Consider the following 18,522-nt stretch of genomic DNA (forward strand, 5'->3'; position numbering starts at 1 on the left):
CGCTCCACCGCACGTCCCGCCGCCACAATTCCTCGCGCCTGATTCATTGCGCCTGACTCATTGCGCCTGAATCCGGATCCGAATTCCGGATCCTTCGTCCCTGAATCATGATTCGTGGACCGACGACGATCGGGCGTTCGCCGTTCCGCCGCCCTCCGACCCGATTCGTCGAACGACCGGGAAATTCGCCGCGTCGGCATCCGTCCAGGCGGCGGGCGGCGTCAGCCCGCCTCGGCGATCCGCATCCGGTCGCGCTCGGCGCGCTCCTCCGTGCCCCGCCGGGCGGCCGCGTCCAGGACTTCCAGCACCCAGGCGGACAGATCCCGGTTGGCGGCGTCGGCGGCGTCCTCCCAGAGTCCGCGCCGGGCCTGCGTCACGGCGAGCCTGAGTTCGACGGCAATGGATCGCGCGCCCGTGCCCGGATCGGCGGCGGTGCGGATCCGGCGGCGGAGTTCGTTGCGGGACCAGCCGCCCTGCTGGGCCCGGTCGAGCCAGTTGTCCTGGACCTCGGGATCCAGCGAGGCGACCTCGGCGTGGTGCTGCAAACTCAGGGCCGGCCGGCGGCGGACCGGCGGAAACTTCCGGGCGACCCAGGCATAGTTCCGCAGTGTCTGGTAATCCAGCGCGGTTTCGTCGATGGCCCGCCGGTAGCGTTCCGGATAACGGTCCTGGCCGTAGACCAGCCAGTCGCCGAGCCACCAGGTGGCGGAATCCGCCGCGACCCCGAGGGCCTGCCCGATACGCATCCACGCGTCGATCGGGAGCCGTGCCGGGAGAGCGAGTGAGGTTTGGTCCCGGGAGAGTTCCGGACTCCTCCCGGTACGTCTTCCCGGAATCCCCACGTCGTCCGACCGATCCGCCCTTCGCATGCTGTCCTCCCCGTTGTTCAGCAACAGTCGATCATTTTGAGGAACGAACCGCACCGCTTCAAGGTCTAGACCAACCGTCGGGATCCCCCGCCGGCACCCGTCGATCCGCCACCCCTTGCCGACCCCCTCCCCCGCCTCCTCGCCGCCCCTCCCCTCCTCCTGCCCGCTCCCCGCCGGCCGTTCCGCCCGCCGTCCCGCCGGCGAGACATGGCCGCGTCAGAAACCGCAGACCAGACCCGTTGCGGCCGCCCCGGACCGAACACCCCGCACCGACACAGCCCACCCCCGCGCCACGGACCTGCCGACCCACCGGCCCCCGTGGCCACAATCGCACCGCCCCGGCCCCCGCAGGAGGGGCCCGGGCACCGCAAGCTGCCGAAGGAGCCAACGTGACCACCCGGGAGAGCGTCTCGGAGCACGGCCCGACCGTCCGCGCCCAGCACCGGCACAACCCGTACGACCACCTCTTCGACGACGAGGGCTTCGCCGGGCTGCTGATCGGCCTCGGACTGCGCCGCGCCGCCAGCATCCGGCACCCCCCCCCCGCGCCCCCTACCCCCGGGCGAGCATGGGCTTCGTCCTCCTGGACCCGACCGCCGGCCCCTGGGTCCCCGACACCGAGTCGGTGATGGCGGTGATCACCGTCGGCGAGGACGCCCACCACTTCCTCCCCAAGGCCGCGGCCAAGGCCGCCAGCCACCGCCGCCTCGGCCGCAACTACGGCGAGGCCGTCCTCGCCGCCCCCCACCTGTGCGGCAGCGGCGCCTTCCGCTACGGCCACTCCGCCGCGATCCGCGGCCAGATCGTCGGCGCCGGCTCACAGTCGACCGACCAGGACCTCTTCGAGGCCGGCCGCCTCGCCACCGACCTCGTCGACGCCCTCACCGAGGCCCCACTCACCTGGGAGGACCGCACCGGCCCGACCGACTGGTTCTCCCCCACCGACACCCCCCACCCCCGCTACCACGCCATGATCGCCTTCGCCCTTCCCGAGCAATGGATCTGACGCACCATCAGATCTCTTAGGACCGGCCGGCCCCTCCACCCGAGGAGCCGGCCGACCGGCGACTACCGCTCCTGCGGCACCGCCTGATGGATCGCGGTGATCGTCGCCGCGGCCTCGAACCCGCGCACGATCACGCTGACGGGACCGGCTCGGCGTTCGGCTCGCCAGGGCGGCGGCCCGCGGCCCGCCGCCCTGGCGAGCCGAACGCCGAGCCGGTCCCCGAAACCCCCTGGGGGCGGCGCGCCACGTGGCGCGCCGCCCCCAGGGGGTTTCCCGCTCCCGTCCTCGCACCTTCAATAGTGGCGCCGGTCGGTCACGGGGGACCGCAGGTCAGCTGACGCCGATCTCGCCGAGCTGCATGTAGTGGTCGCCGAACTGGTCGGCACTCAGCACGGTTCCGGTGATCCTCACATAGCGGGCCGGGGTCGCCGCGAACGAGAAGACCTGCGCCGCGGTGCCGGGACGGGTCTGGCCGTGCTTGTCGGCCACGGTGGTCCAGCTGACGTTGTCGGGCGAGACCTGGACGGTGAAGTCGACCGGGAAGCCCAGGCCGGTGTTCACGCCGTCGGTGCGCGGGGTGAGCCGGACCTCGCTGAGGACGCTCTCCCCCTGCAGGTCGACGGAGATCCATTCGCCGGCGGCCGCCGTGGGCGACTTGACGCTGCTCCAACCCATCGAGTAGCCCTGGGCGGAGTTCTGCACACCGTCGGTGGCGGCGGCGCGCTTCCACCCCGAGCTCTCGATCGAACTCGACACGGTCACCGGCCGGTTGGCGGCCAGGTTCTCACCGGCGGCCTCGATCTCGGCCAGCTGCATGTGGTAGTTCCCGGCCGCGTCGGTGCGCAGCCTGGTCCCGGTGACCTTCACGTAGCGCACGTCGGTGGGCGCGAACGGGAAGGACTGCGCGGACGCGTCGGGCCTCGGGCGGTCGTGCTCGTCGGCGACGGTGGTCCAGTTGACGTTGTCGGGCGAGACCCGGACGGTGAAGTCGACCGGGAAGCCCAGCCCGGTGTTCGCGCCGTCGGCGCGGCCGAAGAGGTCCAGCCGGCTGATCCGACGACGGGTGCCGAGGTCCACCGTCACCGATTCGGTGTGGTCCACGGACAGGTTGTCGATGCTGCTCCAGCCGTTGGTGCCGGTGGGCAGCGAGTGGCGACCGTCCGTGAGGGCGTTCCTGCCCCAGCCGTCCGCCTCGTAGCTGCTGGAGGCGGTGACGACGGCACCCTCGACGGGGTTGGTGCCGGGGTTCAGTCGCACGTTGTCGAACCGGGCGGAGGCGCCGCCGGTGGCGAGGCCGATGTTGCCGACCGGGTAGCTCCTGTCGGTGAGGGAGAGCAGTCGCGTCGCTCCGGCGTACACGTCGAGGGTGGAGCCCCGGGTGACGACCCGCAGGCCGACCGTTGCGCCCGGGACGTACCCGGGCACGGTCGCCTTTCCGAGGAGGGCGCCGCCGCGCTCGACGAACACCTCGCCGTTGTTGCGCAGGGCCACCAGGTAACCGGTCTGGCGGTCGGTCGGGTTCTGGCTGTGGACGGTCAGGCCCGCCCAGTTGGTGTCGTCGCCCTCATGGTTGACACCGGTGATCCGGACGTCGGCGGAGGCGGCGACGTCGCCGTAGGTGCGGCCGGCCACACCGGCGACCGTGTCCCAGTTCGCGGCCGGGTCGCTCTGCTCGTACGCCTGGTCCCCGGTGACCGACCAGGCGCCGCGCAGGTGCCGCCACTCGGCGTCGGTGCCGGAGGAGAAGTCGTCGACGAACGGGTAGGAGGCGTCGGGACCCGCGGTGGTGAGGGCGTCCAGGATCTGCTTGTGACGGCTGCTGATCTCCGCGCCCGAGGTGGTGAAGTCGGTGGTGGCGGTGATCAACGACGACGTCAGGGCCCGGGCGAGAACGGGCTTGACGGCCGCGAGCTGCTGCAGCAGTTCGTAGTCCTGGATGCCCGAGAGCAGGGCCTCGCTGCGCATGCTGTCGTAGACGTCCAGGGCGCCGTCCCGGTTGTTCGGGCGCACGAGGTAGTAGTCACCGTCGTTCGTGCCGTCGAAGGTGTCGATCTTCGCCTTGCTCCCCGCATCCGACCAGATGTTCCAGCCCCAGTGCAGGAATCCGTTGCCGCCGACCGCCGAGACCATCCACGGCGTCAGACGGGAGTCGGAGAGCGGATAGCTGATGAACCGGTTGAGGTGGGCGTCCTTGGGGTTGGTGCAGTAGTAGAGCCAGAGGTCCTTACCGGCGAGACGCCGGTTCTGGTAGTAGCCGGCGTTCTGGTCGTAGTGGTTGTCGCCGACCGGCGTGATGGTGCCGAGGGCGGCGTCCGTCGCGGGCACGACCGCGTGGTGGGCCTCGTTGGACAGACCCTCGGGGAAGTACTTGTGGTACCGCTCGTAGAGCCAGACCGAGGCCGCGGACGCGGCCACGTCCCCGCCGTTGGGCTCGTCGACGGCGCTCATGTAGAAGGCGTCGCTCCACCGGCGGCCGGGGGCGCAGACCGGCCCCGGATCCAGGCACTTGGAGTCGAGGTGGGCCTTCAGCGCCGGGAACACGGCGTTGACGTAGTCGGTGGCCTCGGGCGACCCCGGGGTCAGGTACGCCATCTTCACCTTGCCGTCGCCGGTTCCGGCGTCGACGAGCGCCTCCAGGTCCTTCCCGTTGCCCTCGATGAGGTGGGGTGTGTAGATGTACTGGAGGGCGCCGGCGTCCTGGAAGAGCTGGACGAAGCGGTCGAAGTTCGCCCAGGTGAAGCTGTACTTTCCGCCCACGACAGTGGTGTCGGGGACGGAGAGGCCCTGGAAGTCCGCGAACACGACGTTGTTGCGGTGCTTGGCGAGGTTCTTGGCGAAGTTCCCCATCAGCGTCCACCACGGCTCGGTGAACGCCTCGACCGGCTTCTCCGTGTCACCCACCTTGACCACGTACTGCGCGGGGATGGAGCTCGCCGTCCAGCCGTAGTCCCAGCCGGCGGAGGTGAACCAGTTGTTCATCCGGAACGTCGAACGGTTCGCCGCGGGCAGCTCGGCGTCGTACACCGTCACGGAGACCGGCACGTCCACCGGGCCGGCCGAGCTCTGCACGGTGGCCTTGCCGGTGTAGGTGCCGGGCACCTGGCCGGTGGGCACCGCCACGCTGTAGTGGTAGGGCTGGGTGGTGTTCGCCGCCAGCGGTTCCTCGATGGCGTTCTCGACGAGCGCGTCGTAGTAGCTGGTGCCGCCGTCCGGCGGCTCCTGCTGGTGACCGCTGCGGACCGTCGTGACGTTCGGGTGGTTGTACTCCCGGCGCACGGTGATCCGCGAGGAGGGGATCACCGCCCCGCCCGGCCCCGTGAGATCACTCGCCTGTACCGACAGGCTGGTCAGCGACTGCCCGGAGCGCACAGCGATCTGGGCGGCCTGGACCTCGTTGCGCGCGGCGAAGAGCGTCACCGCGTTCAGCGGACGCCCGGGCGACGGCGACGACGAGAAGACGTGGTCGGCGCCGTCGGCGACCCAGACGGAGGGCGGCTCCGCCGCGACCGCCTGTCCGGGCAGGGCGGACGCCAGCAGCAGACAGGCCGATGCCGCCATCGACGCCCTTATGGGTATTTTCCTCACTGTGCCCCCTGGTCGGTCATGATTCCGGTCGACGCACCGGGGACCCCGATGCGCCGGGACAGTCGTACCGCATGGCGCTGTGCGTACGGAAATCCTTTGTACGAACAGAATGCGTACGTCCGGGGCGGGATCAGACGACCACTCAGCCGACCGCCGAACCCGATCCGGACATGTCGCTGCCCCCGACGAGGATTCGTCGGGGGCAGCGACATGTCCGGACGGCTGGCGCGGTCGGGCGGACCGGGAGCGGTCAGACGCGGTCCGGCGCCGTCCGGGGAGGCTCAGTGCGCGCAGGCCCACCCCGCGCCGGCGGTGGCGGTCTCGGCGAGGGTGCGCAGCTTGGCGACCGCCGCGGCCGGGTCCTGGGCGCCGTACACCGCGGAGCCGGCGACGAAGACGTCCGCGCCCGCCTCGGCGCAGCGCTCGATGGTGCTCGCCGAGACCCCGCCGTCGACCTGGAGCCACAGTTCGAGGCCGTGCTTGGAGATGAGCTCCCTGGTCCGGCGGATCTTCGGCAGCATGATGTCCAGGAACGCCTGGCCGCCGAAGCCGGGCTCGACGGTCATGATCAGCAGCATGTCGAGTTCCGGCAGCAGGTCCTCGTAGGGCTCGATCGGCGTGGCCGGCTTGAGCGCCATCGACGCCCGGGCGCCCTTGGCGCGGATCTCGCGGGCGAGGCGGACGGGGGCGGCGGCGGCCTCGGCGTGGAAGGTGACCGAGCCGGCGCCCGCCTCGACGTACTGGGGCGCCCAGCGGTCCGGGTCCTCGATCATGAGGTGGCAGTCGAGCGGGATGTCGGTGGCCCGGGCGAGCGATTCGACGATCGGGACGCCGAGGGTCAGGTTCGGCACGAAGTGGTTGTCCATCACGTCGACGTGCAGCCAGTCCGAGCCCCGCACGGCCTCGGCCTCCTGGGCGAGGCGGGCGAAGTCCGCGGACAGGATGCTGGGGTTGATCTGCGCCATGGGGCCTGTTACCTCTTCTTGCCTGCGTGCCGAGGGTGTTCGGAGCCCCGGGGACCCGGGGCCCGGCGGTCCGGGTCCCGGCACCCTGGGGTCCGGGGCGCGCACGGGGCGCGCACGGGCCCATCATCCCTCGCGCCGTCGGGGGCGTGTCACCAGTGAGACCTCCCCGTGACCGTCATCACACCGGGGGCAGGGTTATCGTGACGGCCACCGTGGTCATCAGGCCTGTACGACACCGCATCCCTCCCCCTCGCGCTCCCCGCGCTCCTTCGAGGAAGGTCCTCCGTTGGCCGATCTGGTCCACCCCGCCCGCGCCCTGTGGTGGCTCTTCGAACCCGTGCACGCCGTCACCTACTTCACCCCCGAGGGCCTCGCCGCCTTCGAGGAGGCCGGCCTGCGCGGCGTCGCCCGCAGCTACTTCGGCGGCCGGGCCGCCCCGCTCGGCGCGGTGGACGCCCCGCCGGTGATCGCCGCGTTCTTCAACTTCGCGCCCGCCCCGATCGAGCGCGCCCTCCCGGCGATCTGGAAGCTGGCCGCCCCGGAGGCCGCGCTCGCCGCCCGGATCGACGGCGCCTCGGCTGCCCTGAGGCGGCTGCTGGAGCACGTCGACCCGGCGCAGATCGAGCTGGCGGCCGACCTGCTGGCGGACGCGGTCACCCGGTTGGACTGCGCCGGCCGGGTGCTGGCCGCCGCCAACGCCGCCCTCCCCAGCCCGTCCGACCCGCACGGGCGGCTCTGGCAGGCCGCCACGGTGATGCGCGAGCACCGGGGCGACGGCCATGTCGCCGCCCTGGTCGCGGCCGGCCTGGACGGCTGCGAGGCGCTGGTGGTGCGCTGCGCCCTGGACGTGCGGCGCGAGGCGCTGCAGCCGGTGCGCGGCTGGACGGACGCCGAGTGGGACGCGGCGGCGGCCCGGCTGGTGGAGCGCGGCTGGATCACCGAGCGCGGCACCATCACCGAGTGCGGCCGGATCCGGCACCAGGCCCTGGAGGCCGCCACCGACCTCGCCGCCGCCCGGGTCTGGGAGCACCACCCGAGGGCCGAGCTCGACCGGCTCGCCGCGGCGCTCAAGCCGATCTCGGCACTCTGTCGCGGCGCACTGCCCCCGATCAACCCGATCGGCCTCCCGGCGACCACCACCGCCTGAGCCCTCGTCCGACGGCACGCCGCCCGACCGATCGGCGGCCCCCGCGGAGGGAGTCCGCGGGGGCCGCCGTCGTTCACTCCGACGCGTTCGGCGCGTCCGACGTGCCGGACGTGTCCGACCTGCCCGACCTGCCCGACCTGCCCGACGTGTCCGACCTGCCCGACGGGGTTGCGGCCGGCCCCGCCCCTTCCGGGGCCGAGCGGAAGGCCAGCCGCTGCCGCGCGCTGCGCCCCCGGCTCTCCACCGGCAGCACGCCACTCGCTCCCGCGAGCCCGAACGGCGGCATGTCGAAGTACACGGACTCGTAGCCGCCCTCCGGCACGACGTACGCCTCGTGCCACAGGCCGACGTGCCCGCGCATGCTGCCCTTCTTGAGCTTGTTGTTGGCGATCTTCCAGACCCGGTGGTGGAAGGCGTCCGGCGCGGTCGCGTACGCGTAGAGCTTCTCCTCGGACTCCCAGTACTGGACGGCGTAGTAGGTGCGCGGCGAGGCGGTCAGCAGGACCTTCCCGCGCAGACCGCGTTCCGGTTGCCGGCCCAGCTCGTGCAGCATCCGGAACATCGCCAGCAGCATCGGGAACCACTGGTGGACGGCCCAGAACCGGTTGATCCGCATCCCGATGAGCAGGACGACGGTATCCCCGGTGGCGGCCGCGGTGGTGAAGCCCGGAGTCGGTTTCGCGAACACGTCTGCCCCCAGCCCTGTCGGCTCTTCCGACCCTCCCGCCCCTTGGGCTACTCGCGGGTAGAGGTCGATGTAAGCGGTGATTACATCAGCGCGGACCGACCCAGTCAACCCTCCGCGCACGCGAAGTCCCGCCCGCGAATCTCCGTCCCCTCAACGGGGGTTGGCGATCCCCCGACCGAAGGTGTCGAGCACCTGCGCGGCCACCTCCTCCGCCTTCTCGGCGGGCAGGTACCCGTCCAGGATCATCTGCGCCAGCCCGTACACCAGCGCCTGCCCCGCGAACCCCACCAGCTCCGGATCACCGGGCCGCAGCAGACCCGCCGCCTGGTCGGCGACGATCACCTCGGTGTACGCGCGGTCGATCCCGGACAACCGCTCCCGCAGCTCCGGCTGCGGGGCCGGCGCGAACACCCGCGAGCGCACCAGCGCGAACCGGTGCGGGTGCCGGACGGCGTACCGGACGAAGCCGAGCCCGAGCGCCCGCAGCACCGCCCGCCGGTCCCCGGCACCGGCACCGGCCGCCTCCCCGGCCCCCGTGGCTCCCGCGGCTCCCGTCGCCGTCGCGACCTCGGCCCGCTGCCAGGCCTCGAAGTCCGCCAGCACCCGGTCCGCCACCGCCGTCAGCAGCGCCCGCCGGTCCGCGAAGTGCCGGAACGGCGCCCCCGCCGACACCCCCGCCCGCCGGGCCACCTCCCGCATGGTGACCTGCTCCTGCCCCACCTCGTCCAGCAGCTCGAACGCCACCCCGACCAGTGCCTCGGGCAACGCCCCGTGGTGGTAACTCCCGCGCCCCGCGGGCCTCTCCGTCATGCGGGCAGTGCTATCACACCACCGGCGGGCGGCATCGGCGGTTGCGGCATCGGCGATCCGGCCCGCTCCACCCCCGCTGCTCCCGGCTGCTCCCGACGCCGCGACGCGACCGCGGGCCGCACGGGCCGGGCCTCGTCCCGCGCCAGCACCGCCGCCGCCCGGATCCCGGAGTGCCGGTCCGCCAGCAGTGCGGCCCGCGCCGCCTCGTCGAGGTGCGGCCATGCGCGCCCGACCACCTGCACCCGCACCGACCCGCTCACGTCCCCGAGCAGGGCGGTCACGTGCTCCTTCGACAGGTCGCTCCGGCGGGCCACCTCCTCGCGGACGATGATCCTCGGATCCGCCACCAGACGATCGACGTCCGCCTCGTCCAGCTCCAGGTCCGGTCCGCCGAAGTGCAACGCCATCAGCCGCACCCCGCCCCTCGGGTCACGCAGGAGCCGCCGCCGCTGCGCCACGGTCAGGTCGATCCGCTCGGTCGCGTCCCCCCGGACCCTCGCCGAGGGATGCGCGATCAACGCGTCCACCAGCGCCTCCGGCAACGCCGTGTACGCCAACTCGCGCAGCAGCGGATCCCCCGTCTCCAGCTCCGCGATCACCCGCCGCCGCACCTCCAACGGCGCCGCGGGATCCAGCACCACCGCCCGGCGCTCCGCGAGCGGCACCGCCGCGTCTGCGGCCGTCACGTCCGTGGCCGTCATGTCCGTGGCCGTCACGTCCATGGCCGTCATGTCCGTCAACGCTCCCCGGCCTCCTCGCGGAGCGGAGCACCCCACCAGCGGATCAGCGCGGCCTCGAGCTCGCGCGGGTCCTCGCCGACCCAGACCATATGGCCGTCGGGCCGCAGCAGCAGCGCGGGCACGTCCACGGATGCTTCTGAGCTCCGATCGTCGACGACGTGGTCGACCCGGTCCGCCCAGCCGTCGACCGACAACCGTCCCCCGCCGGTGCGGTCGAGCAGCAGCCCCCGCCCCTCGTGCATCAGCCCGTAGAGGCGGCGCCCGCCCGACAGCGGCACGTCCCGAAGCCGTCGGCCGAGCAGTTCGTGGCCGCCGTCCCGGTCACCGTCCCGGTCACCGCCCTGGTCGCCCGCGTGGCCGGCACCGAAGTCGTAGCGGACGTCGACCGCGGTGATCATGCCGGTGATGCAGCGGTTGACCTCCTCGAACTCCATCAGCCGCGTGAACAGCTCGCGCAGCGCGGTCGGCCCCGACCCGCTGCCGAGCAGGGTCATCTGCGCCCGCGTGTTGGCCAGCACCCGGGCGCCGACCGGGTGGCGCTCCGCGTGGTAGCTGTCCAACAGGCCCTCCGGCGCCCACCCGTCGACCTCGGCGGCGAGCTTCCAGCCCAGGTTGAACGCGTCCTGGACCCCGAGGTTGAGCCCCTGCCCACCGGTCGGCGGGTGGATGTGCGCGGCGTCGCCGGCCAGCAGCACCCGGCCGACCCGGTAGCGCTCGGCCTGCCGGGTCGCGTCGCCGAAACGGGAGAGCCAGTGCGGCGAGTGCGCGCCGAAGTCGGTGCCCGCGACGGCCCGCAGCCGCGCCCTGAACTCCTCCAGCGTCGGCGGCGTCGACCGGTCCTCGGCCACGCCGTCCGCAGGCACGATCATCCGCGCGACCCCCGTGCGGCCGTCGATGTCCGGCGCCACGCCGAACCGCAGCTCGGTCCGCCGCACCCGCTCGACCACCTCGGCGACCTTCGCCCGGTCCTCGGTGAACTCCAGGTCCCCGATCAGCGTCTCGACCGTGGCCGGCTCACCGGGGAAGCCCACCCCGAGCGCCTTGCGCACCGTGCTGCGCCCGCCGTCGCACCCGACGAGGTAGCGCGAGCGCAGCCGGGTGCCGTCCGCCAGTCCGACGTCCACGCCGTCCGCGTCCTGGTCCAGTCCGACCACCTCGCGGCCGCGCCGGATCTCCGCGCCGAGTTCGCGCGCCCGTTCCTCCAGCAGCCGCTCGGTGACCGCCTGCGGCGTCGCCAGCCCGTACGGGTGGGCGGTGTCCAGGCCGTCCGGCCAGGCCGCCATGACGCCGCCGAACAGCCCGCCCACCCGGAACTTCTCGCTCACCGCGAGGAACCGCTCCAGCAGCCCCCGCTGGTCCATGATCTCCACGCTGCGCGCGTGCAGACCGCGTCCGCGCGACTCGGCCGTCCGCTCCTCCAGCCGCTCCAGCACCACCACGCCGACCCCGTGCAACCGCAACTCGCACGCGAGCATCAGCCCGGTCGGCCCGCCACCGACCACGATCACATCCGTCGTCGAACGCACATCCATCACCGATCGCCCCGTCCAGCCGTGTTCCGTCATCCACCAGGGGAGACAAAGAAGACCAAATCCCATGAATCAGCCGTTTTCATCCTCGCCCGCTTCAGATCGGTCATTCTGCGCCACCCCCACCCCCTTGCGGCAAGGCCCCCCACCCGCTATAAGTTGAGAGTGGCAACAAGTGGCGTTCTCCTTGTTGCCTTTGCTTTTGCCCCCGCTCCGGGCGTCGACGGACACCGTCCCCGTGCCCACCAGCGGTCGGCGGGCACGGGGACGACGCGACGGACAACTACCGCCCCTCCTACCAGGCGTAGTCCTCCGGCGCGGGCCGGCGGCCCGGGAAGAGGGTGTCCAGGCGGGCCAGGACGTCGTCGTCGAGCTTGATGTCCAACGCGTGCACGGCCGCGTCAAGGTGGCCGAGGGTACGCGGGCCGACGATCGGGGCGGTGACGACGGGGCGGGACAGCAGCCAGGCGAGGGCGAGGTCCGCGGGGTGCTCGCCGAGTTCGTCGGCGAGGTCCTCGTAGGCCTGGATGCGGTCGCGGTTGGCCGCCAGGATCTCGCCCGCGTGCGGGAGGCCGCCTCGGACCAGGCCGCCCTCGCGCTCCTTGCGCAGGGCACCGCCGAGCACGCCGCTGCGCAGCGGGGACCACGGCAGCAGGCCGAGCCCGTAGTGCTCGACGGCGGGGATCACCTCCAGTTCAATGGTCCGGTCCAGCAGGTTGTAGAGGGACTGCTCGCTGACCAGACCGAGGAAGTGCCGTGCCTTGGCGGCCTCCTGGGCCTGGGCGAGGTGCCAGCCGGCGAAGTTGCTGGAGCCGACGTAGATGATCTTGCCCTGGGCGACCAGGACCTCCATCGCCTGCCAGATCTCCTCCCAGGGCGTGTCCCGGTCGATGTGGTGCATCTGGTAGAGGTCGATGTGGTCGGTGCCCAGCCGGCGCAGGCTGTCCTCGACGGCCCGGCGGATCGCGAGCGCGGAGAGCCGCCCCTCGTTCGGCCAATCGCCCATCGGCGCATAGGCCTTGGTGGCGAGCACGGTGCGCTCGCGGCGGCCGTCGCCCTTGGCCAGCCAGCGGCCGATGATCTCCTCGGTGCGACCCTTGTGGTTGCCCTCGGCGTCGCGGCCGTAACTGTTGGACGTGTCGAAGAAGTTGATGCCCCGCTCGTGGGCGCTGTCCATGATCAGATGGGCGTCGGACTCCTCGGTGTGCGGACCGAAGTTCATGGTGCCCAGGCAGAGTCGGGAAACGGTGAGGCCGGTGCGGCCGAGGTGGGTGAACTCCATGCGCCCCACCCTCTGCCGCACCGGCCGCGCTGTCCAGCACATTCCGCCCCGTGGGAAACGGGTTGCCGAGGTGCGTCCGACTGTGCCGGAGCAGGGGTCGGCGCGGGGTCGGCCCCCCGTGCGGAGGACCTTGCACCTGCGGGTGCACGGCCCTGCGCACGGCCGACCTTGGGCCTACGTGCCGTGGGTGGCGAACTTCCGTACCGCGAACGGGCCGCAGACCAGCAGCAGCACCGCGCACCACAGCAGCGTCGCCAGGACGGCGTGCTCCATCGGCCAGGCCGCCGCCGGGGCGGACGGATTGGCGAAGAGATCGCGCCCGGCCTGGACCACGGCGCTCATCGGGTTCCACTCGGCGACCGCCGCCAGCCAGCCGGGCATGCCGCCGGTGGGCACGAAAGCGTTGGTGACCATGGCCAACGGGAAGACCGCGACCGCCAGTTGGCCGGCGGCCTCCTCCTTGCCGACGGCCAGGCCCAGCAGCAGCCCGACCCAGGTCATGGCGAACCGGAAGAGCAGCAGCAGTCCGAACGCCCCCAGGGCGTCGGCGGGTCCGCCGCGGATCCGCCAGCCGACGACCAGGCCGACCGCCGCCAGCAGGGCCAGCACCACCACGCTCACCAGCAGGTCGGCGAGGGTCTGGCCGAGCAGCAGGCCGGTCCGGGAGACCGCCATCGAGCGCAGCCGGTCGGTGACGCCGCGCCCCACGTCCCGGGCGGCGCCGACCATGGTCGGCACGATGCCGTTGACGGCCACCATGGCGAACAACCCGGGCATCAGGAACTCCCGGTAGCCGTCGACAGGTCCGGCACCGGACGCGTCGGGTGCACCGGACGCACCGCTGTCGGCACCCGGCACGGCGATGGCGCTGCCGAACACATAGCCGAACACCACCACCATCAGCACGGGCACGGCGAGCGAGACGGCCAGCAGCCCGGGCGAGCGGCGGTAGTGGAGCAGGACACGGAGCATCGACGACCACGCGTCGGCGGCCAGGTCGGCGACTGCGGACATCAGGCGACCTTCCTCTCGGCGGAGACACCGGCGGCACCGGCGGCATCGGCAGCGTCGGCGGCGGCAGCGTTACCGGCGCCGTCGGCGCCGCCACCCCGCGCCGTTCCGGTGAGCGCGAGGAAGACGTCGTCCAACGAGGGCGGCCGCACCGCCGCATCGAGCGCGACCACCCCCACCGCGTCCAACTCCCGTACCAGCGCGGGCAGCAGCACCGTCAGCCCCGGCCGGGACACCACCTCCACCGTCCGCTCGTCCTGGTCCAGCTCCACGTCGCCGTTCCCCGCGAGCGCGGACAGGACCACGGCGGCCCGGCCGAGTTGGCCCGCGTCGGCGAGGGTGACCGACACCCGGGTGCCGATCGACTCCTTGAGCCGCTCGGGCGGGCCGGTCGCGATGGCGGCGCCGTGGTCGACCACCACGACGGTGTCGGCGAGCCGGTCGGCCTCCTCCAGGTACTGGGTGGTGAGCAGCACCGTGGTCCCGGCCTCGGCCAACTCCCCCACCGCGTCCCAGATCTGCCGCCTGCTGCGCGGATCGAGCCCGGTGGTCGGCTCGTCCAGGAAGAGCACCGGCGGGGCGGTGACCAGGCTGGCGACGAGGTCGAGCCGCCGCCGCATGCCGCCGGAGTAGGTGCGCACCAGCCGGTCGGCGGCCCCGGTGAGCCCGAAGCGGTCGAGCAGTTCCTCGGCGCGGTCCCGGGCGCCCCGGCCGCCGAGGCGGTGCAGCCGGCCGAGGAGGCGCAGATTGTCGCGGCCGGTGAGGCCCTCGTCCACGGCGGCGTGCTGCCCGGCCAGGCCGATGCTGCGCCGGACCGCGTCCGCTTCGCGGGCCACGTCGTACCCGGCGACCCGCGCCGTCCCCCGGTCGGGGGCGACCAGGGTGGCGAGCACCCGGACGGCGGTGGTCTTGCCCGCGCCGTTGGGGCCGAGCAGGCCGCAGACGGTGCCGGCCGGCACGGCGAGGTCGAGTCCGCGCAGCGCCCGGGTGGCACCGAAGCGTTTCTCCACACCGGACATCTCGACGGCGAAGGCGGCGTGACGGGCGGCCTCGGAACTCTTCGGGGCGCCGGTCCAGGCGGTGTCGGACATGGCTCTGCCACTCCCTCATTAGGTACAGCGTACGTAGAAGCGAACGCAAGCGCATCGTACTACGTACGCCGTACGTATCTAAGATGGGGAACCGAGGTGATCTACCAGTGCCGTCCAGTGAGCAACCGAGCAGCCAAACCCCCAGCAGCAGTACCCCCGCCGCGCCGACCCCCGGCGAGTCGCCCGAACTGATCTGGCTGCGCCCCGAGCGCACCGGCCGGGGCCCCCGCCCCGCCCACAGCCGGGCCTCCATCGCCGCCGCCGCGATCGTCATCGCCGACGCCGAGGGCCTGGACGCGGTCTCCATGCGCCGGGTCGCGGCCGCGCTCGGCGCGGGCACCATGTCGCTCTACAACTACGTGCCGAAGAAGGAGCACCTGCTCGACCTGATGCTCGACGCCGTCGCCGGTGAGTACGACTACTCCGACCTCACCCCGACCGGTGACTGCCGGGCCGACCTCCGCCGCCTCGCGCACGAGCAGCTCGCCGCCCTGCGCCGCCACCCCTGGGTGCCCGCCCTGGTGATCGCCCGGCCGGGACTCGGCCCCAACGCCCTGCGCTACACCGAGCACTTCCTCGCCGTCACCGAGCCGAGCGGCCTGGACGGCACCGCCCGCCTGGAGGCGCTCGCGCTGCTCACCGGGTTCGTGTGCCAGTTCGCGCAGTACGAGCGCACGGCGGCGGCCGGCGCCAAGTGGCAGGCGGACCTGGCCGGTTACCTCGGCCGGGCCGCGGCGAGCGGTGAATTCCCGCACCTGGCCGCCGCGTTCGCCACCACGGGAGCAGCGGCCGACAGCCCCGACGCGGTGTTCGACAGGTCACTCGACCGCGTGATCACGGCCGCCCTGGCCCCGGTGGGAGCCGCCTGACGTCCACTACCGGCGTCGGCGGCTGCCCGGGACGAACATCCAGAGCAGCCAGGAACCCGTGCCGAGCAGGAGCATGTTCACGGCGATCTGCCCGGGCGCTTCGCCGAATCCGGTGAACCAGCCGCCGAACTTGACCTCCAGCAGAGTGGCGGTGAGGTACCAGAGGCCGAAGTCCGCGACGACGGCCACGACCCACACCACCGCCGGGTGCCAACGCGGCCGGGGCACCGCGTTGGCCAGCGCCAGTACGCCGGTGATGGCCAACGCCAGCGGCCCGAATCCCCTGACGACGTGGTCGAGGTAGTTCCACGGCAGAACCGTGCCCACGACCCAGATCAGCGCCAGACACCCGATGAAGCGCACCAGCACCGCCACCGCGGGATTCGCCCCGGACCGCTCCGGAACCGGGGTCGGGGCCGGGGTCGGAGCTGGAGCCGGGGCCGCCGTTACCTCTGTCGGGCTCCCCCACCCCGCCGCCACCGGATCCTGCCACCCCCCGTGCGGGAACTCCCCGGACGGCCGGCCCGAAGCCAGCGGCCCGGGGCCGACCTGCGGCGGGATCCGCACCGGCCCCAGCGGCACCTCTCCGTACATCACCGGCGGCGGCCCGAACGCCCCTCCCACCGCACCCGCGGCCGCCCCCGCCCGGGCCACCGCCTCCAGCGCCGCCAACGCCTGCTCCGCCGACGGCCGCGCCGCCGGGTCCTTCGCCAACAGCGCGCCCAGCAACGGCGCCAGCGCCCCCGCCCGCACCATCGGACGCGGCTCCTTGGTCACCACCGCCACGCACAGCGCGCCGAAGGTGTCCCCGCTGAACGGCGCCTCGCCCTCCACCGCCGAGTACAGCGTCGCGCCCAGCGCCCACAGGTCGTTGGCGGGAGCCGCGGGCCGTCCCTCCAACTGCTCCGGCGCCATGTACGCGGGCGTGCCGATGACCGCCCCGGTCCGGGTGAGCGCCGTGGTGGCGTCCGCCATGTGCGCGATCCCGAAATCGGTGAGGATCACCCGCTCACCCATCAGCAGCACATTGTCCGGCTTGAGGTCCCGGTGCACGATCCCCGCGCCATGCGCCTGCCGGAGCGCCTTCACCATCGCCGCACCGAGCTCCGCGACCCGCGCCACCGGCAACGCCCCACCCCGGGCGACGGCCGCCGCGAGCGACTCCCCGTCGACGAACTCCATCACGATCACCGGCGCACCCTCGTACTCGGCGACGTCGTGCACGGTGATGATCCCCGGATGGTTCAACCGCGCGGCGGCCCGCGCCTCCCGCAGCACCCGCTGCACGAGCTGCTCCCGCTCCGCCTCCGTGACGCCCTGCGGCAGCAGCACCTCCTTCACCGCGACATCCCGGCCCAACGTGGTGTCCCACCCCCGCCAGACCCGCCCCATGCCGCCCTGGCCGATCAGCTCCACGAGCTGGTACCGGCCCCCGATCAGTGCCCCGTTCACCGCTGCCACGCGCCAAACCCTAGCGCTCCCCCCACCCCCCACTGACGGTGGATCAACAAATCGTTTCCCCCGCCCCCCGACCTGTGCCTACCGTTGGCGCGCCAACCATCCCGCACCCGAGAGACGGAACCATCCCATGCACCACCAGCGCCCCGACCACCACGGCTGGGCCGACGAGGGCTACGGCGCGGTCGCCGACGCCTTCGCCCGCAACTACACCGACTTCCCCGAGCTCGGCTCGGCCGTCACCGTCCACGTCGGCGGCCGCAAGGTGGTCGAACTCTGGGGCGGTATCGCCGACGAACGCACCGGCCGCGCCTGGCAGGCGGACACCCTCGTCCCCGTCTTCTCCTGCGCCAAGGCCCTGGTCTCCGTCTCCGCCCACCTGCTCGCCCAGCAGGGCCTGCTCGACCTGGACGCGCCGATCGCCACCTACTGGCCGGAGTTCGCGCGCCACGGCAAGGAGGCGATCACCACCCGCATGGTGCTCTCCCATCGCGCCGGCATCCCCGTCCTCGACGCCTCCCCGACCTTCGACGAGATCGCCGCCTGGACCCCGGTCGTCCACGCCGTCGAGGAGCAGCGCCCCTTGTGGGAACCGGGCACCGCCCACGAGTACCACGGCCACGTCTTCGGCTTCGCGATCGGCGAGGTGATCCGCCGCATCACCGGCCTCACCCCGGGCGCCTACTTCCGCACCACGCTCGCCGAACCCCTCGGCCTGGACGCCCACCTGGGCCTCCCCGCCACCGAACTCCCCCGCCTGGCCCGCCTCGCCGAGGCCGACGGCCGCCGCCCGATGCCCGGCCCCGAGCACCTGCTCACCCGCATCGTCACCATGAACGGCGCCCTGGTCTTCCCCGGCCTCGACGAACCGCACGGCTGGAACGACCCCGCCCTGCACACCGTCGAACTCCCCGGCGCGGGCGCCGTCGCCACCGCCACCGGCCTCTCCGCCACTCTCGCCGCCGCCGTCACCGGCCTCGACGGCACCCCACCCCTCCTCACCCCCGCCACCATCGCCGACGCCACCCGCGAACTCACCTCCGGCCCCGGCTTCCTGGGCTTCGACATGGGCGCCCGCTGGGGCTCCGGCTTCCTCCTCCCCTCCCCCACCTTCCGCCCCATGCTCACCCCCACCAGCTTCGGCAACGACGGCGCCGGCGGCCAATTCACCTTCGCCGACCCCACCACCACCCACACCTTCGCCTACACCACCAACCGCATGATCGGCCACGCCGACCCCCGCGCCAACAACCTGGTGGCGGCCCTGCCTGCCGCCTGACCGGCAATGTGTCGGACACGCCGCACAGGGCAATGCCGTCGCGGCGAGGCCCCCAACCACCAGGGCCACCCGGCAGCCGTCCTGTGCTCCGACCTTCGGATCGCAGGACAGAGCCATCACCGGCCAAAAGCCGAACGGCCTGCCGGGCTGACCGGCAGGCCGTCACGAAGGACTCAGATCAGAGAGGCATCAA

The 18,522-nt window shown here is 72.9% G+C and carries 15 protein-coding genes; 4 read left to right on the forward strand and 11 right to left on the reverse strand.

Features of this window, described 5'->3' with window-relative positions:
• Positions 1-221 precede the first annotated feature (221 nt).
• Positions 222-869: an LmbU family transcriptional regulator gene (locus ACW14Y_RS09730; protein ID WP_380383965.1), complete on the reverse strand. Its 648-nt coding sequence runs from the start codon at positions 867-869 to the stop codon at positions 222-224.
• Between the two features lie 568 nt (positions 870-1,437).
• Here ACW14Y_RS09730 and ACW14Y_RS09735 point away from each other — a divergent pair.
• On the forward strand, positions 1,438-1,875 hold the full coding sequence (locus ACW14Y_RS09735) for a hypothetical protein (RefSeq protein WP_456986549.1): 438 nt from the start codon (positions 1,438-1,440) through the stop codon (positions 1,873-1,875).
• Between the two features lie 330 nt (positions 1,876-2,205).
• Here ACW14Y_RS09735 and ACW14Y_RS09740 read toward each other — a convergent pair whose 3' ends face one another.
• Positions 2,206-5,433: a discoidin domain-containing protein gene (locus ACW14Y_RS09740; RefSeq protein ID WP_456986550.1), complete on the reverse strand. Its 3,228-nt coding sequence runs from the start codon at positions 5,431-5,433 to the stop codon at positions 2,206-2,208.
• Between the two features lie 308 nt (positions 5,434-5,741).
• On the reverse strand, positions 5,742-6,425 hold the full coding sequence (gene rpe / locus ACW14Y_RS09745; RefSeq protein WP_380383869.1) for a ribulose-phosphate 3-epimerase: 684 nt from the start codon (positions 6,423-6,425) through the stop codon (positions 5,742-5,744).
• Positions 6,426-6,711: 286 nt separating this feature from the next.
• On the opposite strand from rpe, the gene ACW14Y_RS09750 reads away from it, so the two are divergent.
• A complete protein-coding gene (locus tag ACW14Y_RS09750) occupies positions 6,712-7,572 on the forward strand; it encodes an SCO6745 family protein (RefSeq protein ID WP_380307613.1) in 861 nt (286 codons plus the stop codon).
• Between the two features lie 73 nt (positions 7,573-7,645).
• On the opposite strand, the gene ACW14Y_RS09755 is transcribed toward ACW14Y_RS09750, so the two are convergent.
• The 7 genes from ACW14Y_RS09755 to ACW14Y_RS09785 form a co-directional block, all read right to left on the reverse strand.
• Positions 7,646-8,260 carry a DUF4188 domain-containing protein gene (locus tag ACW14Y_RS09755; RefSeq protein ID WP_456986552.1) on the reverse strand — a complete coding sequence of 205 codons (615 nt, stop codon included), beginning with the start codon at positions 8,258-8,260 and terminating at the stop codon, positions 7,646-7,648.
• A gap of 150 nt (positions 8,261-8,410) precedes the next feature.
• Positions 8,411-9,070 carry a TetR/AcrR family transcriptional regulator gene (locus ACW14Y_RS09760; RefSeq protein WP_380439515.1) on the reverse strand — a complete coding sequence of 220 codons (660 nt, stop codon included), beginning with the start codon at positions 9,068-9,070 and terminating at the stop codon, positions 8,411-8,413.
• The gene (locus ACW14Y_RS09765; RefSeq protein ID WP_456986553.1) at positions 9,067-9,810 is read right to left on the reverse strand and encodes a hypothetical protein; all 744 of its coding nucleotides are present in this window, start codon (positions 9,808-9,810) and stop codon (positions 9,067-9,069) included. Before ACW14Y_RS09765 ends, ACW14Y_RS09760 begins: the two co-directional genes overlap by 4 nt.
• Entirely contained in the window at positions 9,807-11,336 is a 1,530-nt protein-coding gene (locus tag ACW14Y_RS09770; protein WP_456986554.1) for an FAD-dependent monooxygenase, read from the reverse strand. Before ACW14Y_RS09770 ends, ACW14Y_RS09765 begins: the two co-directional genes overlap by 4 nt.
• A gap of 298 nt (positions 11,337-11,634) precedes the next feature.
• Complete coding sequence (locus ACW14Y_RS09775) at positions 11,635-12,621, reverse strand: aldo/keto reductase (protein WP_380307603.1); 987 nt, start codon at positions 12,619-12,621, stop codon at positions 11,635-11,637.
• Positions 12,622-12,795: 174 nt separating this feature from the next.
• A complete protein-coding gene (locus tag ACW14Y_RS09780) occupies positions 12,796-13,635 on the reverse strand; it encodes an ABC transporter permease (RefSeq protein ID WP_456986555.1) in 840 nt (279 codons plus the stop codon).
• Complete coding sequence (locus ACW14Y_RS09785; protein ID WP_456986556.1) at positions 13,635-14,723, reverse strand: DrrA family ABC transporter ATP-binding protein; 1,089 nt, start codon at positions 14,721-14,723, stop codon at positions 13,635-13,637. Before ACW14Y_RS09785 ends, ACW14Y_RS09780 begins: the two co-directional genes overlap by 1 nt.
• 107 nt (positions 14,724-14,830) lie before the next feature.
• On the opposite strand from ACW14Y_RS09785, the gene ACW14Y_RS09790 reads away from it, so the two are divergent.
• Positions 14,831-15,592, forward strand: a complete 762-nt coding sequence (locus tag ACW14Y_RS09790; protein ID WP_456986557.1) for a TetR/AcrR family transcriptional regulator C-terminal domain-containing protein — start codon at positions 14,831-14,833, stop codon at positions 15,590-15,592.
• Positions 15,593-15,598: 6 nt separating this feature from the next.
• On the opposite strand, the gene ACW14Y_RS09795 is transcribed toward ACW14Y_RS09790, so the two are convergent.
• Positions 15,599-17,053, reverse strand: a complete 1,455-nt coding sequence (locus tag ACW14Y_RS09795; protein ID WP_456986559.1) for a serine/threonine-protein kinase — start codon at positions 17,051-17,053, stop codon at positions 15,599-15,601.
• Positions 17,054-17,180: 127 nt separating this feature from the next.
• On the opposite strand from ACW14Y_RS09795, the gene ACW14Y_RS09800 reads away from it, so the two are divergent.
• Positions 17,181-18,329 carry a serine hydrolase domain-containing protein gene (locus ACW14Y_RS09800; RefSeq protein WP_456986560.1) on the forward strand — a complete coding sequence of 383 codons (1,149 nt, stop codon included), beginning with the start codon at positions 17,181-17,183 and terminating at the stop codon, positions 18,327-18,329.
• Positions 18,330-18,522: the final 193 nt, after the last annotated feature.

The sequence above is a fragment of the Kitasatospora sp. cg17-2 genome, from assembly GCF_054031055.1.